The following is a 21,228-nucleotide window of genomic DNA, read 5'->3' as shown; positions in this document are numbered from 1 at the left end:
ACCTCTCAATGTCTAATTTTATTAATATCCATGTCCTGATCTCTCACAGCCCTTCATGTCTGAACCGCGACGATATGAACATGCAGAAAGACGCTATTTTCGGCGGGAAAAGGCGAGTAAGAATTTCAAGTCAAAGCCTTAAACGTGCGATGCGTAAAAGTGATTATTACGCACAAAATATTGGTGAATCCAGTCTCAGAACAATTCATCTTGCACAATTACGTGATGTTCTTCGGCAAAAACTTGGTGAACGTTTTGAGCAAAAAATCATCGATAAGACATTAGCTCTGCTCTCCGGTAAATCAGTTGATGAAGCTGAAAAGATTTCTGCCGATGCGGTTACTCCCTGGGTTGTGGGAGAAATAGCCTGGTTCTGTGAGCAGGTTGCAAAAGCAGAGGCAGATAATCTGGATGATAAAAAGCTGCTCAAAATTCTTAAGGAAGATATTGCCGCTATCCGTGTGAATTTACAGCAGGGGGTTGATATTGCGCTTAGCGGAAGAATGGCAACCAGCGGCATGATGAGTGAGTTGGGAAAAGTTGATGGTGCAATGTCCATTGCGCACGCGATCACGACCCATCAGGTTGATTCTGATATTGACTGGTTCACCGCCGTAGATGATTTACAGGAACAAGGTTCTGCACATCTGGGAACACAGGAATTTTCATCGGGTGTTTTTTATCGTTATGCCAACATTAACCTTGCTCAACTTCAGGAAAATTTAGGCGGCGCCTCCTGGGAGCAGGCTCTGGAAATTGCAACCCATGTTGTTCATATGCTGGCAACAGAGGTCCCTGGAGCAAAACAGCGTACTTATGCCGCTTTTAACCCTGCGGAGATGGTAATGGTTAATTTCTCCGATATGCCACTTTCTATGGCAAATGCTTTTGAAAAAGCGGTGAAAGCGAAAGATGGCTTTTTGCAACCGTCTATACAGGCGTTTAATCAATATTGGGATCGCGTTGCGAATGGCTATGGTCTGAACGGAGCTGCTGCGCAATTTAGCTTGTCTGACATGGACCCAATTACTGCTCAGGTTAAACAAATGCCTACTTTAGAACAGTTAAAATCCTGGGTTCGTAATAATGGCGAGGCGTGAACATGAGATCTTATTTGATCTTGCGGCTTGCTGGGCCAATGCAAGCCTGGGGGCTGCCGACCTTTGAAGGAACGCGACCTACCGGAAGATTTCCGACCCGAAGCGGGTTATTAGGGCTACTCGGGGCTTGTCTTGGGATCCAACGTGATGATACTTCTTCATTACAGGTGTTATCAGAGAGTGTGCAATTTGCAGTGCGTTGCGATGAACTCATTCTTGACGATCGTCGTGTGTCTGTAACGGGGTTGCGTGATTACCATACAGTCCTTGGAGCGCGAGAAGATTACCGTGGTTTGAAAAGTCATGAAACGATTCAAACATGGCGCGAATATTTATGTGATGCCTCCTTTACCGTCGCTATCTGGTTAACACCACAGGCAACGATGGTTATGTCAGAACTTGAAAAAGCAGTATTAAAGCCTCGGTATACACCGTATCTGGGGCGGAGGAGTTGTCCGCTAACACAACCGCTTTTTCTCGGGACATGTCAGGCGTCGGATCCTCAGAAGGCGCTATTAAATTATGAGCCCGTTGGCGGCGATATTTATAGTGAGGAATCAGTTGACGGGCATCATTTAAAATTTACGGTGCGCGACGAACCGATGATCACCTTACCTCGACAATTTGCTTCCCGGGAATGGTATGTGATTAAAGGAGGTATGGATGTATCTCAGTAAAATCATCATTGCCAGGGCCTGTAGCAGGGATCTTTACCAACTTCACCAGGGATTATGGCATTTATTTCCAAATAGACCAGATGCTGCTCGTGATTTTCTTTTTCATGTTGAGAAGCGAAACACACCAGAAGGCTGTCATGTTTTATTGCAGTCAGCGCAAATGCCTGTTTCAACTGCCGTTGCGACAGTCATTAAAACTAAACAGGTTGAATTTCAACTTCAGGTTGGTGTTCCACTCTATTTTCGGCTTCGGGCAAATCCGATCAAAACTATTCTCGACAATCAAAAGCGTCTGGACAGTAAAGGGAATATTAAACGCTGTCGGGTTCCGTTAATAAAAGAAGCAGAACAAATCGCGTGGTTGCAACGTAAATTGGGCAATGCGGCGCGCGTTGAAGATGTGCATCCCATATCGGAACGGCCACAGTATTTTTCTGGGGAAGGTAAAAATGGAAAAATCCAAACGGTTTGCTTTGAAGGTGTGCTCACCGTCAATGACGCATCAGCGTTAATGGATCTTATACAGCAAGGTATTGGGCCAGCCAAATCGATGGGATGTGGTTTGCTATCTTTGGCTCCACTGTGATTGAGGTGTAATAAAATGACCTGGCTTCCTCTTAACCCCATTCCACTCAAAGATCGCGTCTCCATGATCTTTCTGCAATATGGGCAGATCGATGTAATCGATGGCGCGTTTGTACTTATCGACAAGACAGGGATCCGCACTCATATTCCTGTTGGCTCGGTTGCCTGCATCATGCTGGAGCCTGGTACACGGGTTTCGCATGCAGCAGTGCGTCTGGCTGCGCAAGTTGGAACATTGTTGGTATGGGTGGGGGAAGCGGGCGTTCGTGTTTATGCTTCTGGTCAGCCTGGTGGTGCGCGTTCAGATAAGCTGCTCTACCAGGCAAAACTTGCTCTGGATGAAGATTTGCGTCTGAAGGTAGTACGCAAAATGTTTGAACTTCGGTTTGGTGAACCTCCGCCCGCCCGACGCTCCGTAGAACAACTCAGAGGTATAGAAGGAAGCCGTGTGCGAGCAACTTATGCACTTCTAGCGAAGCAATACGGTGTGACATGGAATGGACGTTGCTACGATCCGAAAGACTGGGAAAAGGGCGATACGGTCAACCAATGCATTAGCGCTGCAACTTCCTGTTTATACGGCGTAACTGAAGCGGCGATACTTGCAGCTGGTTATGCACCAGCTATTGGGTTTGTGCATACAGGAAAGCCTCTTTCCTTTGTTTACGATATTGCAGACATCATTAAATTTGACACTGTTGTACCGAAAGCTTTTGAGATAGCGCGTCGTAACCCTGGTGAGCCGGACCGGGAAGTCCGTTTGGCGTGTAGGGATATTTTTCGCAGTAGTAAAACATTAGCCAAATTGATTCCGCTTATAGAGGACGTGTTTGCTGCTGGAGAAATACAACCGCCGGCCCCACCTGAAGATGCACAGCCTGTTGCCATTCCGCTTCCTGTTTCACTGGGAGATGCAGGCCATCGGAGTAGCTGAAATGAGTATGTTGGTCGTGGTCACTGAAAATGTACCTCCGCGCTTACGAGGCAGATTAGCCATCTGGTTGTTGGAGGTACGTGCAGGGGTATATGTAGGTGATGTATCCGCAAAAATTCGTGAAATGATCTGGGAACAAATAGCTGGACTGGCGGAAGAAGGCAATGTAGTGATGGCATGGGCAACGAATACGGAATCGGGATTTGAGTTCCAGACATTTGGGGTAAACAGGCGTACCCCGGTAGATTTGGATGGTTTAAGGTTGGTGTCTTTTTTACCTGTTTGAAAACAAAGAATTAGCTGATCTTTAATAATAAGGAAATGTTACATTAAGGTTGGTGGGTTGTTTTTATGGGAAAAAATGCTTTAAGAACAAATGTATACTTTGAGAGAGTTCCCCGCGCCAGCGGGGATAAACCGCTCGCGTATACTCTCTGCCAACGTCTCCAGATGAGTTCCCCGCGCCAGCGGGGATAAACCGGCGGGATTATCGGCACTGACGTCGGCGCTGTGGAGTTCCCCGCGCCAGCGGGGATAAACCGGGTCGCTTCCATATATGAACCTTGAGGATTAGGAGTTCCCCGCGCCAGCGGGGATAAACCGGTTCCATGCACTGCCCGCAGTGTCAGCCGTACGAGTTCCCCGCGCCAGCGGGGATAAACCGGTAAATCATACGTTGGCATCAGTATTTTTCTCGAGTTCCCCGCGCCAGCGGGGATAAACCGACTCCGCGCCATTTGAGAATTCTCAGTTCTGCGAGTTCCCCGCGCCAGCGGGGATAAACCGCTACTGCTGTCAGACGGCAGGGCAAAACAGCGGAGTTCCCCGCGCCAGCGGGGATAAACCGGACGTGCGGATGCTGTTTCTGGTTTTACCTCCGAGTTCCCCGCGCCAGCGGGGATAAACCGTTTTTTCTCAGCGTCTGGCAGAGCTAATCGCCGAGTTCCCCGCGCCAGCGGGGATAAACCGGTGTCAAATTTCATGTAATTGATGATCCAGCTGAGTTCCCCGCGCCAGCGGGGATAAACCGGGTATTTCTCGTTAACACGGTCGTATCAAAACGAGTTCCCCGCGCCAGCGGGGATAAACCGGGTATTTCTCGTTAACACGGTCGTATCAAAACGAGTTCCCCGCGCCAGCGGGGATAAACCGAGGGGTTGCAACCATAGCCCTTAGTTGATTGCGAGTTCCCCGCGCCAGCGGGGATAAACCGCCAGTGGATTTTAATAAACTCTCCAGCGAGCAGAGTTCCCCGCGCCAGCGGGGATAAACCGTTCGCCACGTCAGGCGTGATTTCCTGCACTGAGAGTTCCCCGCGCCAGCGGGGATAAACAGGGCGCGTCTGCGCCCGCTAGGACTCGTGTCAAGAGTTCCCCGCGCCAGCGGGGATAAACCGGGAGTTCAGACATAGGTGGAATGATGGACTACGAGTTCCCCGCGTTAGCGGGGATAAACCGCCCGGTAGCCAGGTTTGCAACGCCTGAACCGAGAGTTCCCCGCGCCAGCAGGGATAAATCGGCAACGACGGTGAGATTTCACGCCTGACGCTGGTGTTCCCCGCATCAGCGGGGATAAACCGGGCGCACTGGATGCGATGATGGATATCACTTAGAATTCCCCGCCCCTGCGGTAGAACTCCCAGCTCCCATTTTCAACCCCATCAAGACGCCTTCGCCAGTTCCTTCACTAGCGGTAGCATTATCCGCATAACGTCACGGCAGCGACGTTCTATTCTTCCAGGAAGCGCCTTATCAATATGCTGTTGATTATCAAGCCTTACATCATGCCAGCTATTTCCCGCCGGGAAGGCCGGTGTTTTTGCGCGTTGCTGATAACCATCCTTATTTCCAAGATTCCAGTTGGTCGCCTCCACCGAAAGTACCGCAATACCGGCTTTGTCGAAAACTTCTGCATCGTTACAACACCCAGTGCCTTTCGGATAGTTTTTATTCAAACCTGGATTTGTTGTCGCTGCAATCCCATGATTATGCGCAATTGCCAGCGCTCGATCACGGGTTAATTTCCTGACAGCCTCTGGTGTATTTACACCACTATTAAAATACAATTTATCGCCAACAATTAAGTTATCGAGATTAATCACCAGCAGCGTATTTTTCTTTTCAGTATCGCTCATGCGCTTGAGTAAATTCTCAGCGCCTAATTTCCCTTCTTCTTCTCCACTGGTTGCCACAAAACGAATACCATACTCGGTAGGCGTATTTTTCAGACGTTCAGCCAGTTCCAGCATGACACCTAAACCTGCGGCGTTATCATCCATTCCTTGTAATGTCAGCCCGCCGAGATTGGCATCGGCGTCGGCATCGCTCAGTGGAGCGTACGTATCAAGATGCGCCATAATAATGATCTGCTGCGGCGCTTTGCCTTCATGAGCGGCAATCACCGTACTTCCCGTCACGTTGTGCCAGTTTTTGCGGTTATCGCGGGCGGTGTAAATATATCGGCTATTAAATGTCCGAATATCACTGCGATAACCCATCTGTTGAAACTGTTGGCGAATATAATCGGCAGATAACATTTCTGCAGGAGTTCCGGTCATGCGTCCCGGAAAGAAAGTAGCAATATGTCGTGCCTGTGTATTAGCAAAATCACCAGGTTTAGGTGACGAGGCGTGTACGGGGAGAATAAAGCATACGCCGAGCGCCAGGGCAGCGGTACGGTGGCGCAATGCGGAAAACATAGTGAGTCCTTAAATACCATGCAAATTTTTTTACCGCCATAGTATGAAACTGCCGCTGCGCTAAAACAATTTCAAATCTTCCTAAACGCCCGAAATCCGGTGCCTTAAGCACTTTTTGATATTAGCTTTGCCAAATCGTTATTCCGTTAAGGAACTACTCATTCTAATTGGTAATTTCATTCGTTCTCTTACGCTCCCTATAGTCGAAACATCTGATGGCAAGAAAATAGCGGTATTGCAAAGGAACGGTTATGGATCAAAAACGACTTACTCACCTGCGGCAACTGGAGGCGGAAAGCATCCACATTATTCGCGAGGTGGCGGCAGAATTCTCAAATCCGGTGATGCTCTACTCTATCGGTAAAGATTCCAGCGTCATGCTGCATCTGGCGCGCAAGGCGTTTTATCCGGGTACGCTGCCTTTCCCTCTGCTGCATGTTGATACTGGCTGGAAATTCCGCGAGATGTATGAGTTTCGCGATCGTACGGCTAAAGCCTATGGCTGCGAGTTGCTGGTGCATAAAAACCCGGAAGGCGTGGCGATGGGGATTAATCCATTCGTACACGGCAGCGCAAAACATACCGATATTATGAAAACCGAAGGTTTGAAGCAGGCGTTGAACAAGTACGGTTTTGATGCCGCCTTCGGTGGCGCACGTCGTGACGAAGAGAAATCCCGCGCTAAGGAGCGAATCTACTCTTTCCGTGACCGCTTCCATCGCTGGGACCCGAAAAATCAGCGCCCGGAGCTGTGGCACAACTACAACGGGCAAATTAACAAAGGCGAAAGTATCCGCGTTTTCCCGCTCTCTAACTGGACCGAGCAGGATATCTGGCAATACATCTGGCTGGAAAATATCGACATTGTCCCGCTGTATCTCGCTGCTGAACGTCCGGTTCTGGAACGCGACGGTATGTTGATGATGATTGATGACAACCGTATCGACCTGCAACCGGGCGAAGTGATTAAAAAACGGATGGTGCGTTTCCGTACGCTGGGCTGCTGGCCGCTGACCGGCGCGGTGGAGTCAAATGCGCAAACACTACCGGAAATCATCGAAGAGATGCTGGTTTCCACCACCAGTGAACGTCAGGGGCGCGTGATTGACCGCGACCAGGCGGGATCCATGGAGCTGAAAAAACGTCAGGGGTATTTTTAAGATGAACACCGCACTTGCACAACAAATCGCCAATGAAGGCGGCGTCGAAGCCTGGATGATTGCGCAACAACATAAAAGCCTGCTGCGTTTTCTGACCTGTGGTAGCGTCGATGACGGCAAAAGTACCCTGATTGGTCGCCTGCTGCACGATACCCGCCAAATCTACGAAGATCAGCTCTCATCACTGCATAACGACAGTAAACGTCACGGCACCCAGGGCGAAAAGCTGGATCTGGCACTGCTGGTGGACGGCCTGCAAGCTGAGCGCGAACAGGGCATCACTATTGATGTGGCCTACCGCTATTTCTCTACCGAGAAGCGTAAATTTATTATCGCCGACACCCCAGGGCACGAGCAGTACACCCGCAATATGGCGACTGGCGCATCGACATGCGAACTGGCGATCTTACTGATCGATGCCCGTAAAGGCGTGCTCGATCAAACGCGTCGTCACAGTTTTATCTCCACGCTGTTGGGTATCAAACATCTGATCGTGGCGATCAACAAAATGGATCTGGTGGATTACAGCGAAGAGACGTTCACCCGCATTCGTGAAGATTATCTGACCTTTGCCGAGCAGTTGCCGGGTAATCTGGATATTCGCTTTGTGCCGCTCTCCGCGCTGGAAGGCGACAACGTGGCTTCGCAAAGTGAAAGCATGCCGTGGTACAGCGGTCCGACACTACTCGAAGTACTGGAAACCGTGGAGATACAGCGAGTGGTGGATGCCCAGCCAATGCGCTTTCCGGTGCAGTACGTTAACCGCCCGAATCTTGATTTTCGTGGCTACGCCGGAACGCTGGCATCCGGTCGCGTGGAAGTCGGGCAACGAGTCAAAGTGTTGCCTTCGGGAGTGGAGTCAAACATTGCGCGGATCGTGACTTTTGATGGCGATCGCGAAGAAGCCTTTGCCGGAGAAGCGATCACCCTGGTGCTAACGGATGAGATCGACATCAGCCGTGGTGATCTGCTGCTGGCGGCAGACGAAGCGCTACCGGCAGTGCAGAGCGCGTCGGTGGATGTGGTGTGGATGGCGGAACAGCCACTTTCCCCTGGACAAAGCTACGACATCAAAATTGCCGGTAAGAAGACGCGTGCCCGTGTTGATGGTATTCGCTATCAGGTTGATATTAATAACCTTACTCAACGCGAAGTTGAAAATCTGCCGCTAAACGGCATTGGTTTGGTGGATCTCACTTTTGACGAGCCGCTGGTGTTAGATCGTTATCAGCAAAACCCGGTTACTGGTGGGCTGATTTTTATCGATCGCCTGAGCAATGTGACCGTGGGTGCCGGTATGGTGCACGAGCCAGTTAGCCAGGCTACTGCTGTGACATCTGAATTCAGTGCATTCGAACTGGAATTGAATGCCCTGGTCCGTCGTCATTTCCCGCACTGGGGCGCTCGCGATTTACGGGGAGATAAATAATGGCGCTGCATGACGAAAACGTCGTCTGGCATAGCCACCCAGTAACTCCGCAACAACGCGAACAGCACCACGGTCATCGTGGTGTTGTGCTGTGGTTTACCGGCCTCTCTGGTTCCGGTAAATCAACCGTCGCGGGGGCGCTGGAGGAGGCGTTACATAACCTTGGTGTCAGTACGTATTTGCTGGATGGCGACAACGTCCGCCACGGCTTATGCAGCGATCTCGGTTTTAGCGATGCCGATCGTAAAGAGAATATCCGTCGCGTCGGTGAAGTGGCGAATTTAATGGTTGAAGCTGGACTGGTGGTGCTGACCGCGTTTATCTCGCCACACCGCGCCGAACGCCAGATGGTCCGCGAACGCGTAGGAGAAGGGCGTTTTATCGAAGTGTTTGTCGATACGCCGCTGGCGATTTGCGAGGCCCGCGATCCAAAAGGCTTATATAAGAAAGCACGTGCCGGTGAACTGCGTAACTTTACGGGAATAGATTCCGTTTACGAAGCACCTGAATCGGCAGAAATTCATCTCAATGGTGAACAATTAGTAACAAATTTGGTACAGCAATTATTAGATCTGTTGAGACAGAACGATATTATCAGATCCTGAGACACCACCGGGTTTCCATGCCCGGTTCGTCAAAGTAACAGGATCAAATATGCGTAATAGCCATAACATTACACTAACAAATAACGACAGCCTTACTGAGGATGAAGAAACCACATGGTCACTGCCAGGTGCTGTGGTTGGTTTTGTCTCCTGGTTATTTGCGCTGGCGATGCCGATGTTGATTTATGGCTCTAACACGCTGTTCTTCTTTATCTACACCTGGCCTTTCTTTCTGGCACTGATGCCTGTCGCGGTGGTGGTGGGGATTGCACTGCATTCATTGATGGACGGAAAGCTACGCTACAGTATTGTTTTCACCCTTGTGACAGTCGGCATTATGTTTGGCGCACTGTTTATGTGGCTACTGGGCTAATTTGTACTTTCCCGTCTCCTCTGTTCATAATTCAAACCGTAACGAATAATGAGATTATGTTCTGCACGCCCTGGGTATACGTAACAATGGACAAATGTGGTACATTTGCCCGCGTTGTCGCGGTATCCCCAACAGAGGATGTAGAGTCGTCTTCGGATGCATGGGATGATGATGCCGTTTTTCAGGGGGCAGGATGGGTAAACTAACGCTGCTGTTGCTGGCTATTCTGGTCTGGCTACAGTATTCGCTGTGGTTCGGTAAGAACGGTATACATGACTATACCCGCGTCAATGATGATGTGGCGGCACAGCAAGCTACAAACGCGAAACTTAAAGCGCGAAACGATCAACTTTTTGCCGAAATTGACGATCTCAATGGCGGCCAGGAGGCGCTCGAAGAGCGTGCGCGTAATGAACTCAGCATGACCAGGCCGGGCGAAACTTTTTATCGTCTGGTGCCTGACGCGTCGAAACGCGCACAGTCTGCGGGGCAAAACAATCGATAAATCAGCCCGGGAATTAACATGGCAACCACTCATTTGGATGTTTGCGCCGTGGTTCCGGCGGCCGGATTTGGCCGTCGAATGCAAACGGAATGTCCTAAGCAATATCTCTCAATCGGTAATCAAACCATTCTTGAACACTCGGTGCATGCGCTGCTGGCGCATCCCCGGGTGAAGCATGTCGTCATTGCCATAAGTCCTGGCGATAGCCGTTTTGCACAACTTCCTCTGGCGAATCATCCGCAAATCACCGTTGTAGATGGCGGTGATGAGCGTGCCGATTCGGTACTGGCAGGTCTGAAAGCCGCTGGCGATGCGCAGTGGGTATTGGTGCATGACGCCGCTCGTCCTTGTCTGCATCAGGATGACCTTGCGCGATTGTTGGCGTTGAGCGAAACCAGTCGCACAGGGGGGATCCTCGCCGCACCGGTGCGCGATACCATGAAACGTGCCGAACCTGGCAAAAATGCCATTGCTCATACCGTTGATCGCAACGGCTTATGGCACGCGCTGACGCCGCAATTTTTCCCTCGTGAGCTGTTACATGACTGTCTGACGCGCGCTTTAAATGAAGGTGCGACTATTACCGACGAAGCCTCGGCGCTGGAATATTGCGGATTCCATCCGCAGTTGGTCGAAGGCCGTGCGGATAACATTAAAGTCACGCGTCCGGAAGATTTGGCACTGGCCGAGTTTTACCTCACCCGAACCATCCATCAGGAGAATACATAATGCGAATTGGACACGGTTTTGACGTACACGCCTTTGGCGGTGAAGGCCCAATTATCATTGGTGGCGTACGCATTCCTTACGAAAAAGGGTTGCTGGCGCATTCTGATGGCGACGTGGCGTTACATGCACTGACCGATGCATTGCTTGGTGCAGCGGCGTTGGGGGATATCGGCAAGCTGTTCCCGGATACCGATCCATCATTTAAAGGGGCCGACAGCCGCGAATTGCTGCGCGAAGCCTGGCGTCGTATTCAGGCGAAGGGGTATACCCTCGGTAACGTCGATGTCACTATCATCGCTCAGGCACCGAAGATGTTGCCGCATATTCCACAAATGCGCGTGTTTATTGCCGAAGATCTCGGCTGCCATATGGATGATGTTAACGTGAAAGCCACTACTACGGAAAAATTAGGATTTACCGGGCGTGGGGAAGGGATTGCCTGTGAAGCGGTGGCGCTACTCATTAAGGCAACAAAATGATTGAGTTTGATAATCTCACTTACCTCCACGGTAAACCGCAAGGTACCGGGCTGCTGAAAGCCAATCCGGAAGACTTTGTGGTGGTGGAAGATTTGGGCTTTGAGCCTGATGGTGAAGGTGAGCATATTCTGGTTAGAATCCTCAAAAACGGCTGTAATACCCGTTTTGTGGCGGATGCACTGGCGAAATTCCTGAAAATTCATGCCCGTGAAGTCAGCTTCGCTGGGCAAAAAGACAAACATGCTGTTACGGAACAGTGGTTATGCGCTCGCGTGCCAGGCAAAGAGATGCCCGATCTCAGTGCTTTTCAACTGGAAGGTTGTCAGGTGCTGGAGTATGCGCGGCACAAGCGTAAGCTGCGTTTAGGGGCGCTGAAAGGTAACGCTTTTACCCTGGTACTCCGCGAAGTGAGCAATCGTGATGACGTTGAACAACGTCTGATCGATATTTGCGTAAAAGGTGTACCGAACTACTTTGGTGCCCAACGTTTTGGTATTAGCGGCAGCAACTTGCAGGGTGCGCTGCGCTGGGCGCAAACCAATACTCCGGTGCGTGATCGCAATAAACGGAGTTTTTGGTTGTCGGCAGCCCGCAGTGCGTTGTTTAATCAGATTGTTGCTGAGCGCCTCAAAAAAGCAGACGTTAATCAAGTTGTTGACGGCGATGCGCTACAATTAGCCGGACGTGGCAGCTGGTTTGTTGCCTCCAATGAAGAACTGGCGGAATTACAGCGTCGCGTCAACGATAAAGAGCTGATGATTACTGCTGCATTGCCGGGCAGTGGCGAATGGGGAACTCAGCGTGAAGCGCTGGCATTCGAACAAGCAGCTGTCGCCGAAGAAACTGAATTGCAAGCCTTACTGGTGCGCGAAAAAGTTGAAGCCGCGCGCAGAGCGATGCTGCTGTATCCGCAACAATTAAGCTGGAACTGGTGGGATGACGTCACCGTAGAAATCCGTTTCTGGCTTCCGGCAGGCAGTTTTGCGACCAGCGTTGTCAGGGAACTTATCAACACAACAGGTGATTATGCGCATATTGCTGAGTAATGATGACGGGGTACATGCACCCGGTATACAAACGCTGGCGAAAGCCTTGCGTGAGTTTGCTGACGTTCAGGTGGTCGCCCCCGATCGTAACCGCAGCGGCGCTTCAAATTCTCTGACACTGGAATCCTCCTTGCGCACGTTTACCTTTGAAAATGGTGATATTGCTGTGCAAATGGGAACCCCGACCGATTGCGTCTATCTTGGCGTGAATGCTCTGATGCGTCCGCGCCCGGACATTGTTGTGTCGGGGATTAACGCCGGGCCGAATCTGGGGGATGATGTTATCTATTCCGGTACGGTAGCCGCCGCGATGGAGGGCCGTCATTTAGGCTTTCCGGCGCTTGCTGTCTCGCTTGACGGGCATAAACATTACGACACTGCCGCGGCGGTAACCTGTTCCATTTTGCGAGCTCTGTGTAAAGAGCCGTTGCGCACCGGGCGTATTCTCAATATTAACGTACCGGATTTACCGTTGGATCAAATCAAAGGTATTCGCGTGACGCGCTGCGGTACCCGACATCCGGCAGATCAGGTGATCCCGCAGCAAGATCCGCGCGGCAATACGCTGTACTGGATTGGCCCGCCGGGTGGTAAGTGCGATGCCGGTCCGGGGACCGATTTTGCTGCGGTCGATGAGGGCTATGTCTCTATCACGCCGCTGCATGTGGATTTAACTGCGCATAGCGCGCAAGATGTGGTTTCAGACTGGTTAAACAGCGTGGGAGTTGGCACGCAATGGTAAGCAGACGCGTACAAGCACTTCTGGATCAATTACGTGCGCAAGGTATTCAGGATGAGCAGGTGCTGAATGCACTTGCCGCCGTGCCGCGTGAAAAATTCGTTGATGAAGCGTTTGAACAAAAAGCCTGGGACAATATCGCCTTGCCGATAGGTCAGGGGCAGACAATTTCGCAGCCGTATATGGTGGCGCGAATGACCGAATTACTCGAGCTGACGCCGCAGTCGCGGGTGCTGGAAATTGGCACCGGTTCGGGATATCAAACGGCAATTCTGGCGCATCTTGTCCAGCATGTTTGCTCGGTTGAACGTATTAAAGGCTTGCAGTGGCAGGCGCGTCGCCGCCTGAAAAACCTTGATTTACATAATGTTTCAACCCGTCATGGCGATGGATGGCAAGGTTGGCAGGCACGTGCGCCGTTTGACGCTATCATTGTTACGGCGGCACCGCCGGAAATTCCAACTGCGCTAATGACGCAGCTGGACGAAGGCGGGATTCTCGTCTTACCCGTAGGGGAGGAGCACCAGTATTTGAAACGGGTGCGTCGTCGGGGAGGCGAATTTATTATCGATACCGTGGAGGCCGTGCGCTTTGTCCCTTTAGTGAAGGGTGAGCTGGCTTAAAACGTGAGGAAATACCTGGATTTTTCCTGGTTATTTTGCCGCAGGTCAGCGTATCGTGAACATCTTTTCCAGTGTTCAGTATGGTGCCTTGCACGGTAATTATGTCACTGGTTATTAACCAATTTTTCTTGGGGGATAAATGAGCGCGGGAAGCCCAAAATTCACCGTTCGCCGCATTGCGGCTTTGTCACTGGTTTCGCTATGGCTGGCAGGCTGTTCTGACACTTCAAATCCACCGGCACCGGTCAGCTCCGTTAATGGCAATGCGTCTGCAAACACCAATTCTGGTATGTTGATTACGCCGCCGCCGAAAATGGGGACGACGTCTACAACGCAGCAACCGCAAATTCAGCCGGTACAGCAGCCACAAATTCAATCTGCACAACAACCGCAAATCCAGCCGGTGCAGCCAGTTGCTCAGCCGCCGGTACAGATGGAAAACGGACGCATCGTCTACAACCGTCAGTATGGGAACATTCCGAAAGGCAGTTATAGCGGCAGTACATACACCGTGAAAAAAGGCGACACACTTTTCTATATCGCCTGGATTACTGGCAATGATTTCCGTGACCTTGCTCAGCGCAACAATATTCAGGCACCATACGCGCTGAATGTAGGTCAGACCTTACAGGTGGGTAATGCTTCCGGTACGCCAATCACTGGTGGAAATGCCATTACCCAGGCCGATGCAGCAGAGCAAGGAGTTGTGATCAAGCCTGCACAAAATTCCACCGTTGCTGTTGCGTCGCAACCGACAATTACGTATTCTGAGTCTTCGGGTGAACAGAGTGCTAACAAAATGTTGCCGAACAACAAGCCAACTGGGACCACGGTCACAGCGCCTGTAACGGTACCAACAGCAAGCACAACCGAGCCGACTGTCAGCAGTACATCAACCAGTGCGCCTATCTCCACCTGGCGCTGGCCGACTGAGGGCAAAGTGATCGAAACCTTTGGTGCTTCTGAGGGGGGCAACAAGGGGATTGATATCGCAGGCAGCAAAGGACAGGCAATTATCGCGACCGCAGATGGCCGCGTTGTTTATGCCGGTAACGCGCTGCGCGGCTACGGTAATCTGATTATCATCAAACATAATGATGATTACCTGAGTGCCTACGCCCATAACGACACAATGCTGGTCCGGGAACAACAAGAAGTGAAGGCGGGGCAAAAAATAGCGACTATGGGTAGCACCGGAACCAGTTCAACACGCTTGCATTTTGAAATTCGTTACAAGGGGAAATCCGTAAACCCGCTGCGCTATTTGCCGCAGCGATAAATCGGCGGAACCAGGCTTTTGCTTGAATGTTCCGTCAAGGGATCACGGGTAGGAGCCACCTTATGAGTCAGAATACGCTGAAAGTTCATGATTTAAATGAAGATGCGGAATTTGATGAGAACGGAGTTGAGGTTTTTGACGAAAAGGCCTTAGTAGAAGAGGAACCCAGTGATAACGATTTGGCCGAAGAGGAACTGTTATCGCAAGGGGCCACACAGCGTGTGTTGGACGCGACTCAGCTTTACCTTGGTGAGATTGGTTATTCACCACTGTTAACGGCCGAAGAAGAAGTTTATTTTGCGCGTCGCGCACTGCGAGGAGATGTTGCCTCCCGCCGCCGGATGATCGAGAGTAACTTGCGTCTGGTGGTAAAAATTGCCCGCCGTTATGGCAATCGTGGTCTGGCTTTGCTGGATCTTATCGAAGAGGGCAACCTGGGGCTGATCCGCGCGGTAGAGAAGTTTGACCCGGAACGTGGTTTCCGCTTCTCAACATACGCAACCTGGTGGATTCGCCAAACGATCGAACGGGCGATTATGAACCAAACCCGTACTATTCGTTTGCCGATTCACATCGTAAAGGAGCTGAACGTTTACCTGCGAACCGCACGTGAGTTGTCCCATAAGCTGGACCACGAACCAAGTGCGGAAGAGATCGCAGAGCAGCTGGATAAGCCAGTTGATGACGTCAGCCGTATGCTTCGTCTTAACGAGCGCATTACCTCGGTAGACACCCCGCTGGGTGGAGATTCCGAAAAAGCGTTGCTGGACATCCTGGCCGATGAAAAAGAAAACGGCCCGGAAGATACCACGCAAGATGACGATATGAAACAAAGCATCGTCAAATGGCTGTTCGAACTGAACGCCAAACAGCGTGAAGTGCTGGCACGTCGATTCGGTTTGCTGGGGTACGAAGCGGCAACACTGGAAGATGTAGGTCGTGAAATTGGCCTCACCCGTGAACGTGTTCGCCAGATTCAGGTTGAAGGCCTGCGCCGTTTGCGCGAAATCCTGCAAACGCAGGGGCTGAATATCGAAGCGCTGTTCCGCGAATAAGTAAGCATCTGTCAGAAAGGCCAGTCTCTTATGAGGCTGGCCTTTTTCTTTTGTATGGGGAGTTGGTGTGTTTCGTCGCCTGGATAAGACACGTCAGCGTCCCATCCGGCAATCAACATCCTATTTGCTCATCATCTTGCGCACCAGCTGCATAAACAGCTCCTGCTCTTCTCCACTCAAACGCCCCAAAAATTCCTCATCCACACTGTCGCCAATCGGTATCGCCGCAGCAAGTACCTTTTCTCCTTCGGCAGTCAGCCAGACAAAGCGTCGCCGCTTATCAGCGGTGTCATGTTCACGTCTGACTAAGCCACGATTTTCCATTCTTGCCAACATTTCTGCCAGCGTTGCTTTGGTGCTGACGGCTGCTTCCATCAGTGCCACCTGTTCGATACCAGGTTTATCAGCAATGGCGCGCATCACCGCGTACTGTGGTTTGGTCAGGTCAGGTAACTCGTGCTGCCAGCGGGCCGTATGCTGCTGAAAAAGCTGTCGTAACTGATGGAACGCTTTATTTCGTAACGCCATGTAAACTCCGGGCTAATTCTCTGTCGCTATCATAGCGGTTTTTCAGTGACGAAGAAGATGTTGTTACTTTTCAATCCTTGCCGCTGTGGAAATGAAGGAGTATGTTAATAATAACGTTCGTATACGAACAATTAAGATAGTAAGCAATGAAACTGATCGTCGGGATGACAGGGGCTACCGGTGCGCCTCTTGGTGTGGCATTACTGCAAGCGCTGCGGGAGATGCCGAATGTCGAGACTCATCTGGTGATGTCGAAGTGGGCGAAAACCACTATTGAACTGGAAACGCCTTACAGCGCTCGCGATGTTGCCGCCCTCGCTGACTTCAGCCATAACCCGGCGGATCAGGCTGCGACCATCTCTTCCGGCTCCTTTCGTACCGACGGCATGATCGTTATTCCATGCAGTATGAAAACGCTCGCCGGTATCCGCGCTGGTTACGCCGATGGTCTCGTAGGGCGCGCGGCGGACGTCGTGCTCAAAGAAGGCCGCAAACTGGTGCTGGTGCCGCGTGAAATGCCGCTTAGCACCATCCATCTCGAAAATATGCTCGCACTTTCGCGCATGGGCGTGGCGATGGTGCCGCCGATGCCTGCCTTTTATAACCATCCCGAAACGGTAGATGACATTGTCCACCACGTGGTAGCCCGCGTGCTGGATCAATTTGGCCTCGAACATCCTCACGCCAGGCGCTGGCAAGGGTTGCCGCAGGCCCGGAATTTTTCTCAGGAGAATGAATAATGGCATTTGATGATTTACGCAGCTTTTTACAGGCGCTCGACGACCAGGGGCAATTGCTGAAAATCAGCGAAGAGGTGAATGCCGAGCCGGATCTGGCTGCCGCTGCCAACGCCACCGGGCGTATCGGCGACGGCGCGCCCGCGCTGTGGTTTGATAATATTCGCGGCTTTACCGATGCGCGCGTGGCGATGAACACCATCGGCTCCTGGCAGAACCACGCGATTTCCCTCGGGCTGCCACCGAACACACCGGTTAAAAAACAGATTGATGAGTTTATCCGCCGCTGGGATAACTTTCCCATTGCCCCGGAACGCCGCGCCAATCCTGCCTGGGCGCAGAACACCGTCGATGGCGACGAGATCAATTTGTTCAATATCCTGCCGCTGTTTCGTTTAAACGATGGCGATGGCGGTTTCTATCTCGACAAAGCGTGCGTGGTTTCCCGCGATCCGCTCGATCCGGATAACTTCGGCAAGCAGAACGTCGGCATCTATCGCATGGAAGTGAAGGGTAAGCGTAAGCTCGGCCTGCAACCGGTGCCGATGCACGATATCGCCCTGCATCTGCATAAAGCAGAAGAGCGCGGTGAAGATCTGCCGATTGCGATCACGCTCGGTAACGATCCGATCATCACCCTGATGGGCGCCACCCCGCTGAAATATGATCAATCGGAGTACGAAATGGCGGGCGCACTACGCGAAAGCCCGTACCCGATCGCCACCGCCCCGCTGACCGGTTTTGATGTGCCGTGGGGCTCGGAGGTGATCCTCGAAGGGGTAATCGAAAGCCGTAAACGCGAGATTGAAGGGCCGTTCGGTGAATTTACCGGCCACTACTCCGGCGGGCGCAACATGACCGTGGTGCGCATCGATAAAGTCTCTTACCGCACCAAACCGATTTTTGAATCGCTCTATCTCGGTATGCCGTGGACCGAAATCGACTACCTGATGGGGCCAGCCACCTGTGTGCCGCTGTATCAGCAACTGAAAGCCGAGTTCCCGGAAGTGCAGGCGGTGAACGCTATGTACACCCACGGCCTGCTGGCGATTATCTCCACCAAAAAACGCTATGGCGGCTTTGCCCGCGCAGTGGGCCTGCGTGCGATGACCACGCCGCACGGTCTGGGTTATGTGAAGATGGTGATTATGGTCGATGAAGACGTTGACCCGTTCAACCTGCCGCAGGTGATGTGGGCGCTCTCGTCGAAAGTGAACCCGGCAGGCGATCTGGTGCAACTGCCGAATATGTCCGTGCTGGAACTCGACCCAGGCTCAAGCCCGGCGGGGATCACCGATAAGCTGATTATCGACGCCACCACGCCTGTCGCCCCGGACAACCGTGGCCACTACAGCCAGCCGGTGGTGGACTTACCGGAAACCAAAGCCTGGGCTGAAAAACTGACCGCTATGCTGGCCGCACGTAAATAAGGAGAACAAGATGATTTGTCCACGTTGTGCCGATGAACAGATTGAAGTGATGGCGAAATCGCCGGTGAAAAATGTCTGGACGGTCTACCAGTGCCAGCATTGCCTTTATACCTGGCGCGATACTGAACCGCTACGCCGCACCAGCCGCGAACATTATCCCGAAGCCTTCCGCATGACGCAGAAAGATATTGATGACGCGCCGATGGTGCCGAGCATCCCGCCGCTGCTGGCGGAAGGTAAGCGCTAAATAAAAGGTCCGATGCCCATCGGACCTTTTTATTAAGGTCAAATTACCGCCCATACGCACCAGGTAATTAAGAATCCGGTAAAACCGAGAATGGTCGTTAACACTGTCCAGGTTTTCAGACCGTCTGCTACCGACAACCCCAGATATTTGGTCACAATCCAGAACCCTGAGTCATTAATATGTGACGCGCCAAGCCCACCAAAGCAGGCTGCCAGCGTCACCAATACGCACTGAATCGGATTCAATCCCATCACCGCTTCTGAGAGTAACCCGCCGGTTGTCAGGATTGCTACGGTTGCTGACCCCTGCGATGCACGCAGCGCCAGTGAAATAATAAATGCGGCTGGTAACAGAGGCAGGTCAATCATTTGTAGCATGTTGGCAAGGGCTTTGCCGACGCCCGATTCCACCAGCACTTTGCCAAATACCCCTCCAGCACCAGTAACCAAAATCACTACCGCCGCAGTGGGAAGGGCTGAGCCCATAATGTCGCTGGTGTGTTGTAAGCTCCAGCCGCGACGTAAAGCCAATAACCAGAATGCCAGCACCAGCGCAATCATTAGAGCTACCATTGGTGAGCCGATCAGCTGTAGCGTACCAAGCAGGGGATGCGAAGGCGGCATCAGTGTTGCGGAAACCGTACCCGCCATGATAATCGCGATAGGAATAACAATTAGCGAGGTGACCAGCGCGACGCCCGGTGGATTTATTTTATCGCTTAATTTTGTCGCGCCTTCCTCACTGGCCGGAGCCAGTTGCATCTGTTCCAGTACTTCCACCGACATCGCATATTGGCGCTTATTGATTATTTTCGCTGCAAAGTAGCCAACAATCCCTACGGGAATAGAAATCGCAATACCGATGATGGTTAGCCAGCCGATGTCTGCGTGGAGTAACCCCGCTGCGGCGACAGGGCCTGGATGCGGCGGTACCGCCACATGAACAGTTAGCATGATTCCAGCGACAGGCAGGCCAAATTTGAGTGGCGATATTTTGGCAACCTTGGCAAAACCGTAAATGATTGGCGCAAGAATAATAAAGCCGACATCAAAGAAGACGGGAATACCGAGGAAGAACGCTGCCAGAGTCAGCGCAGCGATAGTTCGTTTGTCACCTAACTTGCGACTGAAATAATTAGCCAGTGACTCTGCACCACCAGAGTGTTCGATCATACGCCCCAGCATAGCGCCCAGACCAATAATAATAGTGACGGAACCAAGCACACCGCCCATCCCGGCGATCATCACTTTACCCACTTCGCCCGCCGGTATACCCGCCGCAAGTGCGACTAACAGGCTGACGAGGAGCAGAGCAACGAATGGTTGTACCTTTGCCTTGATGACCAGCAGCAACAGCATGATTACGCCAGTTAACGCAATGCATAACAATGTAATTGTGGACATGGGAAACCCTGTCTGAAAGTTATAGTTAACCTACCCCATCCGTAGATGGGGGGATGTATGGGTACGTTGTAATTAGGGATTTAACGAATTAGCGCCAGGCGTCAAACCAGCCAAGCCCTTCTTCGGTGAGGCCACGAGGTTTATATTCACAACCGATCCAGCCCTGATATCCCACCTCATCGAACAGGCGGAACAGCCACGGATAGTTGATTTCTCCATCGTCCGGTTCATGTCGATCAGGTAGTCCGGCAATTTGTACGTGCGCATATTTCCCGGCGTAGTCGCGGATTAAATGCGTCAGGTTGCCATCTACTTTTTGCGCATGAAAAGTATCTAGTTGAATAAACACGTTATCTCGCGCAACTTCTTCAACAATAGCCAGTGCCTGATACTGGCTGGAGAAGAGATAATGAGGCTTAACGCCGGGGCTGAGTGCTTCAACTAATATTCGCTTGCCGTGTGGCGCAAAGCGGTCGGCAGCGTAGCGGAGATTATCGATAAATACTGCCCTGTACCGTTCAGCATCTTCGCCAGCGGGCACGACGCCTGCCATCACATGGACTTGTTCACAATTGAGCGCCAATGCATATTCCAGTGCCAGGTCGATGTCTGCGTGTGCTTCGTGCTCACGTCCGGGAAGGGCGGATAATCCCCATTCCCCCGCATTAATATCTCCGGGAGCGGTATTGAACAGCGCCAGTGTCAGATGGTTTTGCTCCAGTTGCTTTTGGATTTGCAGGGTGGAGTAGTTATAGGGAAACAGAAATTCCACAGCATCGAACCCGGCTTTTCGCGCTGCGGCGAAGCGTTCAATAAAAGGCACTTCGGTGAACATCATGGATAAATTAGCTGCAAAACGAGGCATTG

The 21,228-nt window shown here is 51.7% G+C and carries 24 protein-coding genes and 1 CRISPR repeat array; of the genes, 20 read left to right on the top strand and 4 right to left on the bottom strand.

Features of this window, described 5'->3' with window-relative positions; all coding sequences use genetic code 11:
* Window positions 1–8: 8 nt before the first annotated feature.
* From cas7e to cas2e, 5 genes are read left to right on the top strand one after another with little or no spacing between them, the layout of a single operon-like run.
* The gene (gene cas7e, locus QUE74_RS18050; RefSeq protein ID WP_000064442.1) at window positions 9–1,100 is read left to right on the top strand and encodes a type I-E CRISPR-associated protein Cas7/Cse4/CasC; all 1,092 of its coding nucleotides are present in this window, start codon (window positions 9–11) and stop codon (window positions 1,098–1,100) included.
* A 2-nt stretch (window positions 1,101–1,102) separates the two neighbouring features.
* Window positions 1,103–1,777: a type I-E CRISPR-associated protein Cas5/CasD gene (cas5e, locus tag QUE74_RS18045; RefSeq protein ID WP_001258267.1), complete on the top strand. Its 675-nt coding sequence runs from the start codon at window positions 1,103–1,105 to the stop codon at window positions 1,775–1,777.
* Window positions 1,764–2,363: a type I-E CRISPR-associated protein Cas6/Cse3/CasE gene (cas6e, locus tag QUE74_RS18040; RefSeq protein ID WP_000281393.1), complete on the top strand. Its 600-nt coding sequence runs from the start codon at window positions 1,764–1,766 to the stop codon at window positions 2,361–2,363. Before cas5e ends, cas6e begins: the two co-directional genes overlap by 14 nt.
* Window positions 2,364–2,378: 15 nt before the next feature.
* A complete protein-coding gene (gene cas1e / locus QUE74_RS18035; protein ID WP_000220068.1) occupies window positions 2,379–3,296 on the top strand; it encodes a type I-E CRISPR-associated endonuclease Cas1e in 918 nt (305 codons plus the stop codon).
* A gap of 1 nt (window position 3,297) precedes the next feature.
* Window positions 3,298–3,582 (top strand): type I-E CRISPR-associated endoribonuclease Cas2e, encoded by a 285-nt coding sequence (cas2e, locus tag QUE74_RS18030; protein ID WP_001416755.1) that lies wholly within the window; start codon window positions 3,298–3,300, stop codon window positions 3,580–3,582.
* Between the two features lie 105 nt (window positions 3,583–3,687).
* Window positions 3,688–4,875: a CRISPR direct-repeat array (repeat unit 29 nt; unit sequence GAGTTCCCCGCGCCAGCGGGGATAAACCG).
* A gap of 81 nt (window positions 4,876–4,956) precedes the next feature.
* Here the strand turns inward: cas2e and iap are convergent.
* Window positions 4,957–5,994 carry an alkaline phosphatase isozyme conversion aminopeptidase gene (gene iap, locus QUE74_RS18025; RefSeq protein WP_000490406.1) on the bottom strand — a complete coding sequence of 346 codons (1,038 nt, stop codon included), beginning with the start codon at window positions 5,992–5,994 and terminating at the stop codon, window positions 4,957–4,959.
* A gap of 251 nt (window positions 5,995–6,245) precedes the next feature.
* Here iap and cysD point away from each other — a divergent pair, with 251 nt between their 5' ends.
* The 12 genes from cysD to rpoS all read left to right on the top strand — a co-directional run bounded on the left by cysD (window position 6,246) and on the right by rpoS (window position 16,016).
* Entirely contained in the window at window positions 6,246–7,154 is a 909-nt protein-coding gene (gene cysD / locus QUE74_RS18020; RefSeq protein WP_000372392.1) for a sulfate adenylyltransferase subunit CysD, read from the top strand.
* 1 nt (window position 7,155) lies between these two features.
* Entirely contained in the window at window positions 7,156–8,583 is a 1,428-nt protein-coding gene (cysN, locus tag QUE74_RS18015; RefSeq protein WP_001090337.1) for a sulfate adenylyltransferase subunit CysN, read from the top strand.
* On the top strand, window positions 8,583–9,188 hold the full coding sequence (gene cysC, locus QUE74_RS18010) for an adenylyl-sulfate kinase (protein WP_001173655.1): 606 nt from the start codon (window positions 8,583–8,585) through the stop codon (window positions 9,186–9,188). The genes cysN and cysC overlap by 1 nt, the downstream gene beginning before the upstream one ends.
* A gap of 49 nt (window positions 9,189–9,237) precedes the next feature.
* Complete coding sequence (locus QUE74_RS18005; RefSeq protein WP_001246111.1) at window positions 9,238–9,561, top strand: DUF3561 family protein; 324 nt, start codon at window positions 9,238–9,240, stop codon at window positions 9,559–9,561.
* 193 nt (window positions 9,562–9,754) lie between these two features.
* Window positions 9,755–10,066 (top strand): cell division protein FtsB, encoded by a 312-nt coding sequence (ftsB, locus tag QUE74_RS18000; RefSeq protein ID WP_000517476.1) that lies wholly within the window; start codon window positions 9,755–9,757, stop codon window positions 10,064–10,066.
* Window positions 10,067–10,084: 18 nt separating this feature from the next.
* Entirely contained in the window at window positions 10,085–10,795 is a 711-nt protein-coding gene (gene ispD / locus QUE74_RS17995) for a 2-C-methyl-D-erythritol 4-phosphate cytidylyltransferase (RefSeq protein WP_000246131.1), read from the top strand.
* Window positions 10,795–11,274, top strand: a complete 480-nt coding sequence (gene ispF, locus QUE74_RS17990) for a 2-C-methyl-D-erythritol 2,4-cyclodiphosphate synthase (RefSeq protein WP_001219246.1) — start codon at window positions 10,795–10,797, stop codon at window positions 11,272–11,274. Before ispD ends, ispF begins: the two co-directional genes overlap by 1 nt.
* Window positions 11,271–12,320, top strand: coding sequence for a tRNA pseudouridine(13) synthase TruD (truD, locus tag QUE74_RS17985; protein ID WP_000568944.1), 1,050 nt, complete (start codon window positions 11,271–11,273; stop codon window positions 12,318–12,320). The genes ispF and truD overlap by 4 nt, the downstream gene beginning before the upstream one ends.
* Window positions 12,301–13,062 carry a 5'/3'-nucleotidase SurE gene (surE, locus tag QUE74_RS17980; protein ID WP_001295182.1) on the top strand — a complete coding sequence of 254 codons (762 nt, stop codon included), beginning with the start codon at window positions 12,301–12,303 and terminating at the stop codon, window positions 13,060–13,062. The genes truD and surE overlap by 20 nt, the downstream gene beginning before the upstream one ends.
* Window positions 13,056–13,682, top strand: coding sequence for a protein-L-isoaspartate O-methyltransferase (pcm, locus tag QUE74_RS17975; protein ID WP_000254708.1), 627 nt, complete (start codon window positions 13,056–13,058; stop codon window positions 13,680–13,682). Before surE ends, pcm begins: the two co-directional genes overlap by 7 nt.
* A gap of 184 nt (window positions 13,683–13,866) precedes the next feature.
* Entirely contained in the window at window positions 13,867–14,961 is a 1,095-nt protein-coding gene (gene nlpD, locus QUE74_RS17970; RefSeq protein ID WP_306299019.1) for a murein hydrolase activator NlpD, read from the top strand.
* Between the two features lie 62 nt (window positions 14,962–15,023).
* Window positions 15,024–16,016 carry an RNA polymerase sigma factor RpoS gene (rpoS, locus tag QUE74_RS17965; protein WP_000081550.1) on the top strand — a complete coding sequence of 331 codons (993 nt, stop codon included), beginning with the start codon at window positions 15,024–15,026 and terminating at the stop codon, window positions 16,014–16,016.
* Window positions 16,017–16,136: 120 nt separating this feature from the next.
* Here the strand turns inward: rpoS and QUE74_RS17960 are convergent, their stop codons facing one another.
* Complete coding sequence (locus QUE74_RS17960; RefSeq protein ID WP_001208080.1) at window positions 16,137–16,544, bottom strand: MarR family winged helix-turn-helix transcriptional regulator; 408 nt, start codon at window positions 16,542–16,544, stop codon at window positions 16,137–16,139.
* Window positions 16,545–16,690: 146 nt separating this feature from the next.
* Between QUE74_RS17960 and QUE74_RS17955 the strand changes: the two genes are divergently transcribed.
* From QUE74_RS17955 to QUE74_RS17945, 3 genes are read left to right on the top strand one after another with little or no spacing between them, the layout of a single operon-like run.
* Window positions 16,691–17,284, top strand: coding sequence for a non-oxidative hydroxyarylic acid decarboxylases subunit B (locus QUE74_RS17955; RefSeq protein WP_000767723.1), 594 nt, complete (start codon window positions 16,691–16,693; stop codon window positions 17,282–17,284).
* Window positions 17,284–18,711, top strand: coding sequence for a non-oxidative hydroxyarylic acid decarboxylases subunit C (locus QUE74_RS17950; RefSeq protein ID WP_000863230.1), 1,428 nt, complete (start codon window positions 17,284–17,286; stop codon window positions 18,709–18,711). Before QUE74_RS17955 ends, QUE74_RS17950 begins: the two co-directional genes overlap by 1 nt.
* A 10-nt stretch (window positions 18,712–18,721) precedes the next feature.
* Complete coding sequence (locus tag QUE74_RS17945; protein ID WP_000562989.1) at window positions 18,722–18,958, top strand: non-oxidative hydroxyarylic acid decarboxylases subunit D; 237 nt, start codon at window positions 18,722–18,724, stop codon at window positions 18,956–18,958.
* A gap of 38 nt (window positions 18,959–18,996) precedes the next feature.
* Here the strand turns inward: QUE74_RS17945 and QUE74_RS17940 are convergent, their stop codons facing one another.
* Both QUE74_RS17940 and QUE74_RS17935 read right to left on the bottom strand, forming a co-directional pair.
* Window positions 18,997–20,361, bottom strand: a complete 1,365-nt coding sequence (locus tag QUE74_RS17940) for a GntP family transporter (protein ID WP_000104457.1) — start codon at window positions 20,359–20,361, stop codon at window positions 18,997–18,999.
* A gap of 88 nt (window positions 20,362–20,449) precedes the next feature.
* Complete coding sequence (locus QUE74_RS17935) at window positions 20,450–21,226, bottom strand: HPr family phosphocarrier protein (RefSeq protein WP_001136937.1); 777 nt, start codon at window positions 21,224–21,226, stop codon at window positions 20,450–20,452.
* Window positions 21,227–21,228 lie beyond the last annotated feature (2 nt).

This window comes from Escherichia sp. 10290 (assembly GCF_030295155.1).
GTDB lineage: Bacteria > Pseudomonadota > Gammaproteobacteria > Enterobacterales > Enterobacteriaceae > Escherichia > Escherichia coli_F.
Note: the sequence above shows the minus strand (reverse complement) of the source record. Positions and strands in the feature narration are given on the sequence as shown.

Coding starts and splice junctions, on each gene's coding strand:
- cas7e (WP_000064442.1), top strand. CDS start 9: ATGTCTAATTTTATTAATATCCATGTCCTGATCTCTCACAGCCCTTCA.
- cas5e (WP_001258267.1), top strand. CDS start 1,103: ATGAGATCTTATTTGATCTTGCGGCTTGCTGGGCCAATGCAAGCCTGG.
- cas6e (WP_000281393.1), top strand. CDS start 1,764: ATGTATCTCAGTAAAATCATCATTGCCAGGGCCTGTAGCAGGGATCTT.
- cas1e (WP_000220068.1), top strand. CDS start 2,379: ATGACCTGGCTTCCTCTTAACCCCATTCCACTCAAAGATCGCGTCTCC.
- cas2e (WP_001416755.1), top strand. CDS start 3,298: ATGAGTATGTTGGTCGTGGTCACTGAAAATGTACCTCCGCGCTTACGA.
- iap (WP_000490406.1), bottom strand. CDS start 5,994: ATGTTTTCCGCATTGCGCCACCGTACCGCTGCCCTGGCGCTCGGCGTA.
- cysD (WP_000372392.1), top strand. CDS start 6,246: ATGGATCAAAAACGACTTACTCACCTGCGGCAACTGGAGGCGGAAAGC.
- cysN (WP_001090337.1), top strand. CDS start 7,156: ATGAACACCGCACTTGCACAACAAATCGCCAATGAAGGCGGCGTCGAA.
- cysC (WP_001173655.1), top strand. CDS start 8,583: ATGGCGCTGCATGACGAAAACGTCGTCTGGCATAGCCACCCAGTAACT.
- QUE74_RS18005 (WP_001246111.1), top strand. CDS start 9,238: ATGCGTAATAGCCATAACATTACACTAACAAATAACGACAGCCTTACT.
- ftsB (WP_000517476.1), top strand. CDS start 9,755: ATGGGTAAACTAACGCTGCTGTTGCTGGCTATTCTGGTCTGGCTACAG.
- ispD (WP_000246131.1), top strand. CDS start 10,085: ATGGCAACCACTCATTTGGATGTTTGCGCCGTGGTTCCGGCGGCCGGA.
- ispF (WP_001219246.1), top strand. CDS start 10,795: ATGCGAATTGGACACGGTTTTGACGTACACGCCTTTGGCGGTGAAGGC.
- truD (WP_000568944.1), top strand. CDS start 11,271: ATGATTGAGTTTGATAATCTCACTTACCTCCACGGTAAACCGCAAGGT.
- surE (WP_001295182.1), top strand. CDS start 12,301: ATGCGCATATTGCTGAGTAATGATGACGGGGTACATGCACCCGGTATA.
- pcm (WP_000254708.1), top strand. CDS start 13,056: ATGGTAAGCAGACGCGTACAAGCACTTCTGGATCAATTACGTGCGCAA.
- rpoS (WP_000081550.1), top strand. CDS start 15,024: ATGAGTCAGAATACGCTGAAAGTTCATGATTTAAATGAAGATGCGGAA.
- QUE74_RS17960 (WP_001208080.1), bottom strand. CDS start 16,544: ATGGCGTTACGAAATAAAGCGTTCCATCAGTTACGACAGCTTTTTCAG.
- QUE74_RS17955 (WP_000767723.1), top strand. CDS start 16,691: ATGAAACTGATCGTCGGGATGACAGGGGCTACCGGTGCGCCTCTTGGT.
- QUE74_RS17950 (WP_000863230.1), top strand. CDS start 17,284: ATGGCATTTGATGATTTACGCAGCTTTTTACAGGCGCTCGACGACCAG.
- QUE74_RS17945 (WP_000562989.1), top strand. CDS start 18,722: ATGATTTGTCCACGTTGTGCCGATGAACAGATTGAAGTGATGGCGAAA.
- QUE74_RS17940 (WP_000104457.1), bottom strand. CDS start 20,361: ATGTCCACAATTACATTGTTATGCATTGCGTTAACTGGCGTAATCATG.
- QUE74_RS17935 (WP_001136937.1), bottom strand. CDS start 21,226: ATGCCTCGTTTTGCAGCTAATTTATCCATGATGTTCACCGAAGTGCCT.